Genomic DNA, 13,065 nt, shown 5'->3' on the forward strand with positions numbered 1-13,065 from the left:
CGCGTCGGCCTTGGTTGTTTCGTCACTCTGTAGGAGGGCGGTTTCCAGGCGATGCGACATTGGTGCAGCGGTCAACCAGTAGGGTAAGCGGCTAATATGGCACTTCGATGCTGTCGATTGCCGGGGAACCGAGCTTTATGCAAACCGCCTACACCGTCCTGATCCTGTTGATGCTGGTCAGCGTTTCGCGCCTGGTCGGACGGGTGATCCCGTTGCCATTGCCGCTGGTGCAAATCGGTGCCGGCGCGTTGCTGGCCTGGCCGACGCTCGGGTTGCACGTCGCACTGGACCCGGAGTTGTTTCTGTTTTTGTTCCTGCCGCCGTTGCTGTTCTCCGACGGCTGGCGTATGCCCAAGCGCGAATTTTGGCGGTTGCGTGGGCCGATCCTGACCCTGGCGGTCGGTTTGGTGCTGTTTACCGTCGTCGGTGCGGGTTACTTCATCCATTGGTTGTTGCCGAGCATTCCGCTGCCGGTGGCTTTTGCTCTGGCGGCGGTGTTGTCGCCAACGGACGCCGTGGCCGTCTCGGCGATTTCGCAGAACCGCTTGCCGACGCCGCTGATGCACATGCTGCAAGGCGAGGCGTTGATGAATGACGCCTCGGGTCTGGTGACGTTCAAGTTCGCCCTGGCAGCAGCGGTGACCGGCGTGTTCTCCCTGGCCAACGCCAGCGTGACGTTTGTGTTGGTGGCGCTCGGCGGCCTCGCTGTCGGTGTGGCCCTTAGCTGGTTGGTCGGGCGTTTGCGCTCATGGATGATCGCCCGAGGCTGGGACGATCCGGCGACGCACGTTGTCTTCATGTTGCTGCTGCCGTTTGCGGCTTACGTGCTGGCCGAACGACTTGGCGCATCAGGCATTTTGTCTGCCGTGGCGGCGGGGATGATGCAGAGCTGGCTCGATCTACTGCCGCGCCAGACCAGCACCCGACTGCTCAATCGCAGCGTCTGGTCGTTGCTGGAGTTTGCATTCAACGGCCTGATTTTCCTGCTGCTGGGATTGCAGTTGCCGGACATCATCAAAGCGGTAGCCAGTCACGAAACGTCTTTGTGGCCGACGCTTCTGTATCGCTGCCTCGACGTGATCGCGATTTTCCTGGTCCTGTTGGTGTTGAGGTTTGTGTGGGTGCAGAGCATCTGGCGGCTGTCGGGGTTGCTGCGCCGCTGGCGGGGTAAAGGCGAAATGACCCAAGTACCCACGGCGCGCTCCTGCTGGTTGCTGACAGTCGGCGGCGTACGTGGGGCGGTGACGCTGGCGGGCGTGCTGTCGGTGCCGATGCTGATGGGCGGCGAGCCGTTTCCCGAGCGCGATCTGCTGATATTCATCGCCGCCGGGGTGATTCTTCTTTCGTTGATTGCCGCGTGCATTGCGCTGCCCCTGTTGCTGCGCGGCATCGAAAAAAGCCCTGACGACAAACGTCGCAGCGAAGTGCGCGATGCCTGGCGCAAGACCGCCGAAGCGGCCATTCACGCGCTCGAAGCCGAAGAGGCCAACCCTCAGGATGCGGCGCAGGCGGCGCTCGCCACCGAGCTCAAGGCGCGAATCATGTCCGAGTATCGCCATCAGTTGGAGGTGTTCAACGACTCGGCGGAGGCTCAGGCGCTGGCGTTTCAGATGGATTTGCTGGAGCGGCGTCTGCGATTGAAGGCTCTGCGAGCGCAGCGCCTGGAGCTGTACAAGCTCAGTCGTCATCACCAGATCGGTGATGACGTGTTGCGCGAAGTGCTGGGGGAACTGGATTTAAGCGAGGCCAATCTCGGCCAAGTGAAATAACCCCGCCGTTGCAGGCCTGCGTTTACTGGCGGCGCTGGATAAAGGCACGAATGCGTTCGGCCGCTTCCACGCACTCCGCCAAGGGGGCGACCAGCGCCAGACGCACTCGGCCCGCACCCGGATTGGCGCCGTCGACCTCACGGGACAGATAAGAGCCCGGCACCACTGTCACATGCTCTTCCTTGAACAGATCCCGGCAGAAAGCCTCGTCATCACCGGCAACGTTCGGCCACAGGTAAAAACCGCCATCCGGGCGCTGCACGTCCATGACCGGGCTGAGGATTTCCAGCACCGCATCATATTTTTCGCGGTACAGATCACGGTTGGCGCGCACGTGTACTTCGTCATTCCACGCGGCAACGCTGGCCAGTTGGGTCTGAACCGGCATCGCGCAGCCGTGGTAAGTGCGGTAGAGCAGGAAGCCCTTGAGAATGTCGGCGTCACCGGCCACAAATCCCGAACGCAGGCCTGGCAGGTTGGAGCGTTTGGACAGGCTGTGGAACACGACGCAGCGCTTGAAGTCTTTGCGACCCAGTTCCACGCAGGCGCTGAGCAGACCGGGCGGCGGGGTTTGTTCGTCGAAGTAGAGTTCGCTGTAGCACTCGTCCGCCGCGATCACGAAGTCGTATTCGTCGGCCAGGGCGATCAGCTTTTTCAGTGTCTCGACCGGGATCAGCGCGCCGGTCGGGTTGCCCGGCGAGCACAGGAAGAGGATCTGGCAACGTTTCCAGATGTCCGGCGCAACGGCATCGAAATCCGGGTTGAAGCCGTTTTCGTCCAGGCATGGCAGGTAATGCGGCTTGGCCCCGGCGAGGAACGCGGCACCTTCATAGATCTGATAGAACGGGTTAGGGCTGACCACCAGGGCGTCGTCGCCACGGTTGACCACGGTCTGGGTGAATGCGAACAGCGCTTCGCGGGTGCCATTGACCGGTAGCACGTTGCGCGCCGGGTCAAGCCAGCCGCTCGGTACGCCGAAACGGCGCTCGCACCACGCGGCGATGGCTTCGCGCAGCGCTGGAATGCCGAGGGTGGTTGGATAAACGGCCATCTGATCCAGATTGCTTGCCAGGGCTTCGGCGACAAAGCTTGGTGAACGGTGCTTCGGCTCGCCGATGGACAACGCGATAGCGCGCTTGTCCGGATTTGGCGTGACGCTGCCGAGCAGGGCGCGGAGCTTCTCGAACGGGTAAGGCTGCAATTGGGTCAGGGCGTTGTTCATCGGTAGATCTCGTTCGGTGTGGAGACCTGCCCTTTGCAGGCGCCAGCAAGCCGGCTCCTGCAAAGGACAGATCTCCACAGGGGGAAATTTGTTAATTCAGATACTGATTCGCGACAGTTTGATATCGGGTTCCTGGCTGACGCTGAGTTGTTCGACGATTGCATCCTGCAAACGGCTGCACAACAGCGGGTCGGACAACGGTTGATTGTTGGCGTCGGTAATGAAGAACACGTCTTCCACGCGTTCACCGAGCGTGGCGATCTTGGCGTTCTGCAACGACAGGTCGAACTCGAGGAAAATCGTGCCGATCCGCGCCAGCAAGCCCGGGCGATCCGGGGCGCTGAGTTCCAGCACCGTCACGGGGCGTTGGGCGTCGTTGTGGATGGTCACCTGCGGTGCAAACGCGAAATGCTTGAGCTGGCGCGGTACGCGACGCTGGATGATCGTCGGGTAATCGTCCGGGTTGCGCAGGGCTTCGGTCAGGCCTTCGCGGATCTGTTTGACCCGTGCCGGGTTATCGCCGATCGAGTCGCCGTCGGTGTCGAGCACGATGTAGGTGTCGAGGGTGAACTGACTGCTGGACGTGATGACCCGGGCGTCGTGAATGTTCAGGTTCAACTGATCCATCGCCGCCACGGTCACGGCAAAGAAGTCGTGCTGGTCCGGTGCGTAGATGAAGATCTGCGTGCCGCCCTCGAACTCGCGCTGGGTGGTTTCCTTGATCAGCACCAGCGGCCCGCCGTCGGCCGGCTGCTGCAGGATCGCGTCGGTGTGCCAGGCCACATCGCCGGCGGTGTGACGCAGGAAATAATCATCACCCAATTGCGACCACAATTGTTCGACGTCGTCCGGGTCGTTGCCGCCCCGCACCAGAATATCGAGGGCGGCGCTTTGGGTCTGGCGGATCTGCATTTCGCGATCAACCGGGTTCTCAAGGCCACGGCGCAAGGCGCGCTTGGTCTCGGTGTAGAGCTGGCGCAACAGGCTGGCGCGCCAGGAATTCCACAGCGTCGGGTTGGTCGCGTTGATGTCGGCGACGGTCAGTACGTACAAGTAATCAAGGCGGGTTTCGTCGCCGACGATCTGCGCAAAATCGTGGATCACCTGCGGGTCGGACAAGTCTTTGCGCTGGGCGGTGGTCGACATCACCAGGTGGTTCTGCACCAGCCAGACGATCAGGCGGCTGTCCCAGACCGGCAATTGGTGACGCTGGCAAAAGGCCTCGGCATCCACTGCGCCGATTTCCGAGTGATCGCCATGCCGGCCCTTGCCGATGTCGTGGTACAGCCCGGCCAGGTAGATCAGCTCGGGCTTGGGCAGCTTGCCCATGAGTTTGCTGGCCAGCGGGAATTTTTCCGACACTTGCGTGTACTGCAACTTACGCAGGTGCTTGATCAGGTTCAGGGTGTGTGCGTCGACCGTATAGATGTGAAACAGGTCGTGCTGCATTTGCCCGACAATGAAGCCGAACTCCGGCAAATAACGCCCGAGGATGCCGTAACGGTTCATCCGCCGCAGGTTACGGTGAATGCCGATCTTGCACTTGAACAGTTCGATGAACAGGCTGGTGTTGCGGATATCGTTGCGGAAATCGTCGTCGATCAGGTGCCGGTTTTCCCGCAGCAGACGAATGGTGTCGGCGCGCACGCCTTTGATTTCCGGTTGCTGGGCCATCAGCACGAAGATTTCGAGCATGGCGAACGGTGTGCGGCGGAATACGTTGTCGTTGCGCGCCTCGATGTACCCGTCGTGCAGCTGGAATCGCGAGTTGATCGGCTGCGGCGGCGCTTCATCTTCCGGCGCGAGGATGAGTTCCTCGAAGTGCTGGATGATCAGGTCGCTGAGCTGGGCGATGCTCATGACCACCCGGTAATACTGCTGCATGAAGTTTTCGATGGCTTGTTTGGCGTCATCGCCTTCGAAACCCAGCAGCCCGGCGATTGAGCGCTGGTGGTCGAACAGCAAGCGGTCTTCCGAGCGGCCGGCGAGCATGTGCAGCGCGTAGCGGACTTTCCACAGGAATTCCTGGGATGAAGCCAGCAGGGCGTTTTCGCTCTCGACCAGGAAACCTTCGCCGGCCAGTGCCCGCAGGTTCAGGGTGCCGTATTCGCGACGGGCGACCCACAGAATCGTCTGAATATCCCGTAGTCCACCGGGCGAGCCTTTGACGTTGGGTTCCAGGTTGTATTCGGTGTCGTTGTACTTGTGGTGGCGGGCTTTCTGCTCGGCGCGCTTGGCCAGGAAGAAGTCCTTGCTCGGCCACATGTGCGCGGTGCTGGTGACGTCGAGCATGCGCTGGCGCAAACGCTCGGGGCCGCAGATGGTACGGCTTTCCATCAGGTTGGTGACAACCGTCAAGTCGGCGCGGGCTTCAATGGCGCATTCGTCGACCGAGCGAACGCTCTGACCGACTTCCAGGCCGATGTCCCACAACAACGTCAGAAAACGCTCGATGGAGTCGCGGAAAACTTCGTGGTCGGCGCTGTCCAGCAGGATCAGCAGGTCGATATCGGAGAAAGGATGCAACTCACCACGACCGTAGCCGCCGACCGCGACCAGCGCGATGTCGGCGTCTTCGCTCCAGTTGAACTGCTCCCAGGCCTTTTGCAGGATGTTATCGACGAACCACGCGCGATCCTCGATCAGCCTGCGAATCTCCCGGCCGCTGCGAAAGCGTCCGTCAAGGACCTCGCGAGCCTGGCGGATCGCCTTCTTGAAGGCCGCGATCGGGCTGGCCTTCAGGGCCAGTTCAGCCTGGAACTGGCCACGGTCGAAGAGTTCGGGATCCACCTGCGGCATCGATTGGCTTTCCTATCTATAAGGCTGAGAGCTGTGCGGAGCGGATCAGGCCGAAACGCGCGGGATGGTGTCGTCGCTGCGCAGGGTGAAGATCTCATAACCGGTGTCGGTCACCACCAGGGTGTGTTCCCACTGGGCCGAGAGCTTGCGGTCCTTGGTGATCGCGGTCCAGCCATCGCCCAGCACCTTGGTGTCGGCCTTGCCCTGGTTGATCATCGGCTCGATGGTGAAGGTCATGCCCGCTTTCAGCTCCATGCCGGTGCCGGCGCGGCCGTAGTGCAGGATCTGCGGCTCTTCGTGAAACACCTTGCCAATGCCGTGGCCGCAGAACTCGCGAACCACCGAGAAACCGTTCTTTTCGGCATGCTTCTGGATCACTTCACCGATGTCGCCCAAGCGGCAGCCGGGTTTGACGATTTCGATGGCCTTGTACATGCATTCCTGTGTCACTTGCGACAGGCGCTCGGCCCAGACCGGCACGGTGCCGACGTGGAACATGCGGCTGGTGTCGCCGTGGTAACCGTCCTTGATGACAGTGACGTCGATGTTCAGCGTGTCGCCATCCTTCAGCGGCTTCTCGTTCGGGATACCGTGGCAGACCACGTGGTTGATCGAGGTGCAGATCGACTTCGGGTAGCCTTTGTAGTTGAGCGGGGCGGGGATGGCCTGCTGCACGTTGACGATGTAGTCGTGGCAGATGCGGTCCAGCTCTTCGGTGGTGATGCCTGGCTTGACATGTTCAGCAATCATTTCCAGCACATCGGCGGCCAGTTTGCCGGCGACACGCATTTTTGCGATGTCCTCCGGGGTTTTGAGGGTGACGGTCATACAGGCTCTCTCTGCGCTCGATGGCGCTTGTCAAAACGAAATGGGCAGTGTGCGATCAATCTTCGCCGCCCTGAAAAACGCGATTCTAACAGACGAGCAGCGTAAATCTGAGCCTCTGTACATCGCTTCTCTCTATAGATAGGCGCATTCTTGAGCGATTCCAAGGGTGCGGATAAAGGCACGCGTCAGGAATTGAGAATCCGGGTTCCGTTTTTTACAGCCTTGTGATATAAAATGCGCCGCTTTCCGGGGATACCCCGAAAGGCTTAAATCCACACACGTGTCGACACGATGACCTGGGTGCCTTCAGCTGATGCTGCTGGTTGGTCATTGGGATACGTGGAGGCCAAACCCGACTTATTAAGGAACTATCATGTCCCAAGTCAACATGCGCGATATGCTGAAGGCCGGTGTGCACTTCGGTCACCAAACCCGTTACTGGAACCCGAAAATGGGTAAATACATTTTCGGCGCGCGTAACAAGATCCACATCATCAACCTTGAAAAAACCCTGCCAATGTTCAACGAAGCTCTGACTTTCGTAGAGCGTCTGGCCCAGGGCAAAAACAAGATTCTGTTCGTCGGCACCAAGCGTTCCGCTGGCAAGATCGTTGCTGAAGAAGCAGCACGTTGCGGTTCGCCGTACGTCGATCACCGCTGGTTGGGCGGCATGCTGACCAACTTCAAAACCATCCGTGCTTCCATCAAGCGTCTGCGTGACCTTGAAGTACAAGCCGAAGACGGTACTTTCGCCAAGCTGACCAAGAAAGAAGCGCTGATGCGCACTCGTGATCTTGAGAAGCTCGATCGTTCCCTGGGTGGTATCAAGGACATGGGCGGTCTGCCAGACGCTCTGTTCGTTATCGACGTTGATCACGAGCGCATCGCGATCACCGAAGCCAACAAGCTGGGCATCCCGGTTATCGGCGTAGTCGATACCAACAGCAGCCCGGAAGGCGTTGACTACATCATCCCAGGCAACGATGACGCAATCCGCGCTATCCAGCTGTACATGGGTTCGATGGCTGACGCTGTAATCCGCGGTCGCAACCACGTTGCTGGCGGCACCGAGCAGTTCGTTGAAGAAGCTCCGGCAGCTGCAGCTGAGTAATTGACGCCTTGGCGTTGACTCAGTAAGCAAAAAGGGGGCTTGGCCCCCTTTTTGCCACCTCGAAAACCATTTGTCTGGTGGCGCAATTACAGCGTTTGTAACTTGCAGCTGCTAACAAGGGTGGTTCGGGAAGAATTGAACGCCCGTTCGATCGGGTGGAATGGTTGAAAACCTATCCAAGAGGAATTTTGAAATGGCAGAGATTACTGCAGCGTTGGTCAAAGAACTGCGCGAGCGTACTGGCGAAGGCATGATGGACTGCAAAAAGGCCTTGACCAAGGCTGGCGGCGACATCGAAAAAGCCATTGATGACATGCGTGCTTCCGGCGCCATCAAGGCTGCCAAGAAAGCAGGCAACGTGGCTGCTGAAGGCGCTATCGCTCTGAAAGAAGACGGTAAGTCCGCTGTTCTGCTGGAAGTGAACTCGCAGACCGACTTCCTGGCTCTGCAGGACGACTTCAAGGCATTTGTTGCTGCCAGCATTGAAAAGGCGTTTGCCGACAAGCTGACTGACGTCGCTCCGCTGATCGAAGCTCAAGAAGCTGCTCGCCTGGTACTGGTCGGCAAGGTTGGCGAAAACGTCAACATCCGTCGCCTGGCACGCGTTGAAGGTGACGTTGTTGGTGGTTATCTGCACGGTAACAAGATCGGTGTTGTGGTTGCCCTTAAAGGCGGCAGCGTTGAGCTGGCCAAAGACATCGCGATGCACGTAGCGGCCAGCAACCCTGAGTTCCTGCTGCCATCGGAAGTTTCTGCTGAAGCTATCGAGCGCGAAAAAGCCGTGTTCCTGCAGCTGAACGAAGAAAAAATCAAAGGCAAGCCAGAAAACATTGTTGAAAACATGGTCAAAGGCCGTATCAGCAAGTTCCTGGCTGAAGCAAGCCTGGTTGAGCAGGCGTTCGTCAAGAACCCTGAAATCAAGGTTGGCGAACTGGCCAAGAAAGCCGGTGCTGAAATCGTTTCTTTCACCTACTTCAAAGTAGGCGAAGGCATCGAGAAGCCGGTCGACAACTTCGCTGAAGAAGTTGCTGCCCAGCTGGCTGCCGCCAAGCAATAAGACGGTTTTTAACTGTCGCCCTGAAGAGGCTGCCCGCTTACGCGCGCAGCCTCTTTTCAGATGGGGCACCAATTTTTATTGGTTTCCCTTTGGAACTGGCTTACAAAGCCATGTTCCGATGGCGCTGAAGCAGCGCCAAGCTAGAGTGAACGCCAGCTGTAAACAGCTCGCAAAGAATTTTTAAAATACGCCGCAGGAGAGATTCGCAATGGCTCAGCAGGGCAGTGGTTATCAGGCTCGCTATAAACGCATTCTACTCAAGCTTAGCGGCGAGGCCCTGATGGGCTCGGAAGAGTTCGGGATCGATCCGAAAGTTCTGGACCGCATGGCGCTGGAAGTCGGCCAACTGGTCGGCATCGGCGTTCAGGTCGGTCTGGTGATCGGCGGCGGCAACCTGTTCCGTGGTGCAGCGCTGAGCGCGGCCGGCATGGATCGAGTCACCGGCGACCACATGGGCATGCTGGCCACCGTGATGAATGCCTTGGCCATGCGCGACGCGCTGGAACGTGCCAATATCTCGGCCATCGTGATGTCGGCGATTTCCATGGTTGGCGTGACTGATCACTATGATCGCCGCAAAGCCATGCGCCACCTGAATGCCAAGGAAGTCGTGATCTTCGCGGCCGGTACCGGCAATCCGTTCTTCACCACGGATTCGGCGGCCTGCCTGCGAGCAATCGAAATCGATGCCGATGTCGTGCTCAAGGCGACCAAGGTCGATGGCGTGTACACCGCTGACCCGTTCAAAGACCCGCATGCCGAGAAGTTCGATCATCTGACCTACGATGAAGTACTGGATCGCAAGCTGGGTGTGATGGACCTGACGGCCATTTGCCTGTGCCGCGACCACAAGATGCCGTTGCGCGTATTTAACATGAACAAGCCCGGCGCCCTGCTGAACATCGTGCATGGCGGCGCTGAAGGGACCCTGATCGAGGAAGGCCAACAATGATCAACGAAATCAAGAAAGACGCTCAAGAGCGCATGAAAAAATCCGTGGAGTCGCTGGCGCACAACTTCGGCCGTATTCGTACTGGCCAGGCGCACCCAAGCATTCTGGAAGGCGTGATGGTGCCGTATTACGGTTCCGACACTCCGATCAAGCAGGTAGCGAACATCACCGTCAAAGACGCCCGTACCCTGCAAGTTGTTGCCTTTGAGCGCAATATGCTCGGTGCCGTCGACAAAGCCATCGGTAGCGCGGGTCTGAACCTCAACCCGACCAACCTGGGTGAGCTGCTGCTGATCTCCATGCCGGCCCTGACCGAAGAAACCCGTAAGGGCTTCACCAAGCAGGCTCGCGATGTTGCTGAAGACGCCCGTGTTGCCGTGCGCAACATCCGTCGTGATGCGAACAGCCAGCTCAAGGATCTGGTCAAGGAAAAAGAAATCAGTGAAGACGAAGAGCGTCGCGCCACTGGCGAAATTGATGATCTGACCAAAAAGTACGTGGCTGAAATCGACGCGAATTTGGCGCAGAAAGAAAAAGACCTGATGGCCGTATAAGGGTCGCGTTTTCATGGAAAAGACCAAGCAGACTGTGCCGTCCGCGGTGCCGCGCCATGTCGCGATCATCATGGATGGTAATAATCGCTGGGCGAAAAAACGCTTTATGCCGGGTGTCGCCGGGCATAAAGCGGGTGTGGATGCGGTTCGTGCAGTGATCGAGGTGTGTGCCGAGGCCAAGGTTGAGGTATTGACCCTGTTTGCCTTCTCCAGCGAGAACTGGCAGCGTCCGGCCGATGAAGTCAGCGCCTTGATGGACCTGTTCTTCAAGGCGTTGCGTCGTGAGGCCAAGCGCCTCAACGACAACAACATCAGTCTGCGCATCATTGGTGATCGTTCGCGCTTCCATCCAGAGCTTCAGGCTGCGATGCGTGAGGCGGAAGCGATGACCGCGGGTGCCAATCGTTTCGTCCTGCAGATCGCCGCCAACTACGGCGGTCAGTGGGATATCGCGCAAGCCGCGCAGCGTCTGGCGCGGGAAGTTCAGGCCGGCCATCTGCGTCCGGAGGACATCACCCCGGAACTGTTGCAAACCTGTCTGGCCACGGGCGATCTGCCGCTGCCGGACTTGTGCATCCGTACCGGTGGCGAGCACCGCATCAGCAACTTCCTGCTGTGGCAACTGGCTTATGCCGAGTTGTATTTCTCCGACCTGTTCTGGCCGGACTTCAAACACGATGCCATGCGTACCGCGCTGGCCGATTTCGCTTCTCGCCAGCGCCGCTTCGGTAAAACGAGCGAGCAGGTCGAGGCTGGAGCCCGGGTTTAATGCTCAAACAACGAATCATCACCGCGCTGATCCTGCTACCGATCGCCTTATGCGGGTTTTTCCTGCTCGAAGGCTCCGGTTTTGCGCTGTTCATCGGGCTGGTCGTGACCCTCGGTGCCTGGGAATGGGCGCGTCTGGCGGGCTTCAATGAGCAACCGATCCGCGTTGCCTATGCGGCAGTGGTCGCGTTGATGCTGTTTGTCATGCACATTCTGCCGGGGCTGGCACCTTGGGTGCTGGGCGCTTCGGTGCTGTGGTGGGGGGTGGCGACGTATCTGGTGCTGACGTACCCGCGCTCCAGTGCGCACTGGTCCAGTGCCGCCTGCAAACTGGTGATCGGTCTGTTGATCCTGTTGCCGGCCTGGCAAGGTCTGGTCCAGATCAAGCAGGAACCCTTGGGTAACTGGTTGATCATGGCGGTCATGGTTCTGGTCTGGGGCGCCGACATCGGTGCTTACTTTTCCGGTCGGGCCTTCGGCAAGCGCAAGCTGGCGCCGCAGGTCAGTCCTGGCAAAAGCTGGGAGGGCGTCTATGGCGGCCTTGCGCTGAGCCTGGTGATAACCGCCATCGTCGGTTTCGTGCGTGACTGGAGTTTCGCCCAGATGCTGATGGGTCTGATCGGTGCCGCAGTGATCGTCTTCATTTCGGTGGTGGGAGACCTCACTGAAAGCATGTTCAAGCGCCAGTCCGGGATCAAGGACAGTAGCAATCTGCTGCCAGGCCATGGGGGTGTGCTCGATCGCATCGACAGCCTTACAGCCGCGATCCCGGTGTTTGCGGTGTTGCTGTGGATGGCAGCACCGTGAGCCGTCCACAACAGATTACCGTTCTGGGGGCTACCGGTTCGATCGGACTGAGCACGCTCGACGTCATTGCCCGTCATCCCGAGCGTTATCAGGTGTTCGCCTTGAGTGGTTTCACTCGTCTGAGTGAGTTGTTAGCGTTGTGTGTGCGTCATGCGCCACGGTTCGCCGTTGTGCCAGAGCAGGGCGCTGCCCGAGGCTTGCAGGACGATTTGCGTGCGGCAGGGCTGTCGACCCGTGTACTGGTGGGGGAAGAGGGGCTGTGTCAGGTCGCCGCCGACCCTGAGGTCGATGCCGTCATGGCGGCCATCGTCGGTGCGGCGGGCCTTCGCCCAACGCTGGCAGCGGTCGAGGCCGGCAAGAAAATACTCTTGGCCAACAAAGAAGCACTGGTGATGTCCGGTGCGTTATTCATGCAGGCCGTACGTAAAAGCGGTTCAGTGTTGCTGCCGATCGACAGCGAGCACAACGCGATTTTCCAGTGCCTACCGCAGGATTTCGCTCGCGGACTGAGTGCGGTCGGTGTCCGTCGGATTTTGCTGACAGCTTCGGGCGGTCCTTTCCGACAGACGCCTATGGCTGAACTGGTGCATGTAACCCCGGATCAAGCGTGTGCCCATCCGAACTGGTCCATGGGGCGCAAGATTTCGGTGGATTCGGCCAGCATGATGAACAAAGGCCTTGAGCTGATCGAAGCCTGCTGGCTGTTTGATGCCAAGCCGTCGCAGGTCGAAGTGGTGATTCACCCACAGAGCGTGATTCATTCGCTTGTCGATTACATCGATGGTTCGGTCCTGGCTCAACTGGGCAACCCCGACATGCGCACGCCTATCGCCAATGCGCTGGCCTGGCCGGAGCGTATCGATTCGGGTGTCGCACCGCTGGATCTGTTTGCCATTGCGCGTCTGGATTTCCAGGCCCCCGATGAGGAGCGTTTCCCATGCCTGCGCCTTGCGCGTCAGGCCGCAGAGGCTGGCAATAGCGCGCCAGCCATGCTCAATGCGGCGAATGAAGTGGCGGTCGCGGCCTTTCTCGACGGGCGGGTTCGCTATCTGGAAATCGCGAGTATCATCGAAGAAGTCTTGAATCTCGAACCCGTGGTTGAGGTGGATGATCTCGAGGCGGTGTTCACGGCTGACGCGAAAGCGCGAGTACTGGCCGGGCAGTGGTTGAGTCGTCACGGGCGGTAGTGCTGCAATAC

At 59.3% G+C, this 13,065-nt stretch carries 11 protein-coding genes; 8 read left to right on the forward strand and 3 right to left on the reverse strand.

Annotated features, from left to right (window positions below; translation table 11 throughout):
* Window positions 1–137: 137 nt before the first annotated feature.
* Entirely contained in the window at window positions 138–1,769 is a 1,632-nt protein-coding gene (locus tag F8N43_RS09865) for a Na+/H+ antiporter (protein WP_150630819.1), read from the forward strand.
* 22 nt (window positions 1,770–1,791) lie between these two features.
* Here F8N43_RS09865 and dapC read toward each other — a convergent pair whose 3' ends face one another.
* From dapC to map, 3 genes are all read right to left on the reverse strand, one after another.
* A complete protein-coding gene (gene dapC, locus F8N43_RS09870) occupies window positions 1,792–2,991 on the reverse strand; it encodes a succinyldiaminopimelate transaminase (RefSeq protein WP_150653690.1) in 1,200 nt (399 codons plus the stop codon).
* A gap of 96 nt (window positions 2,992–3,087) precedes the next feature.
* Window positions 3,088–5,790 carry a [protein-PII] uridylyltransferase gene (locus tag F8N43_RS09875; protein ID WP_150630817.1) on the reverse strand — a complete coding sequence of 901 codons (2,703 nt, stop codon included), beginning with the start codon at window positions 5,788–5,790 and terminating at the stop codon, window positions 3,088–3,090.
* Between the two features lie 45 nt (window positions 5,791–5,835).
* Window positions 5,836–6,618 carry a type I methionyl aminopeptidase gene (gene map, locus F8N43_RS09880; protein WP_150630816.1) on the reverse strand — a complete coding sequence of 261 codons (783 nt, stop codon included), beginning with the start codon at window positions 6,616–6,618 and terminating at the stop codon, window positions 5,836–5,838.
* 373 nt (window positions 6,619–6,991) lie between these two features.
* Between map and rpsB the strand changes: the two genes are divergently transcribed.
* The 7 genes from rpsB (at window position 6,992) to ispC (ending at window position 13,054) form a co-directional block, all read left to right on the forward strand.
* A complete protein-coding gene (rpsB, locus tag F8N43_RS09885) occupies window positions 6,992–7,729 on the forward strand; it encodes a 30S ribosomal protein S2 (protein WP_007907989.1) in 738 nt (245 codons plus the stop codon).
* Between the two features lie 193 nt (window positions 7,730–7,922).
* On the forward strand, window positions 7,923–8,786 hold the full coding sequence (gene tsf / locus F8N43_RS09890) for a translation elongation factor Ts (protein WP_150630815.1): 864 nt from the start codon (window positions 7,923–7,925) through the stop codon (window positions 8,784–8,786).
* A 208-nt stretch (window positions 8,787–8,994) separates the two neighbouring features.
* The gene (gene pyrH / locus F8N43_RS09895; protein WP_003172271.1) at window positions 8,995–9,738 is read left to right on the forward strand and encodes a UMP kinase; all 744 of its coding nucleotides are present in this window, start codon (window positions 8,995–8,997) and stop codon (window positions 9,736–9,738) included.
* Entirely contained in the window at window positions 9,735–10,292 is a 558-nt protein-coding gene (frr, locus tag F8N43_RS09900; protein WP_007907979.1) for a ribosome recycling factor, read from the forward strand. The genes pyrH and frr overlap by 4 nt, the downstream gene beginning before the upstream one ends.
* A gap of 13 nt (window positions 10,293–10,305) precedes the next feature.
* Window positions 10,306–11,061 (forward strand): polyprenyl diphosphate synthase, encoded by a 756-nt coding sequence (uppS, locus tag F8N43_RS09905; protein WP_150630814.1) that lies wholly within the window; start codon window positions 10,306–10,308, stop codon window positions 11,059–11,061.
* The gene (locus F8N43_RS09910; RefSeq protein ID WP_150638902.1) at window positions 11,061–11,867 is read left to right on the forward strand and encodes a phosphatidate cytidylyltransferase; all 807 of its coding nucleotides are present in this window, start codon (window positions 11,061–11,063) and stop codon (window positions 11,865–11,867) included. The genes uppS and F8N43_RS09910 overlap by 1 nt, the downstream gene beginning before the upstream one ends.
* A complete protein-coding gene (gene ispC / locus F8N43_RS09915; protein ID WP_150653691.1) occupies window positions 11,864–13,054 on the forward strand; it encodes a 1-deoxy-D-xylulose-5-phosphate reductoisomerase in 1,191 nt (396 codons plus the stop codon). Before F8N43_RS09910 ends, ispC begins: the two co-directional genes overlap by 4 nt.
* The last annotated feature ends 11 nt before the right edge of the window (window positions 13,055–13,065 follow it).

Origin of the sequence: Pseudomonas fluorescens, from assembly GCF_902498065.1 — a bacterium.
In the GTDB taxonomy this organism is placed as follows: Bacteria; Pseudomonadota; Gammaproteobacteria; order Pseudomonadales; family Pseudomonadaceae; genus Aquipseudomonas; species Aquipseudomonas fluorescens_BJ.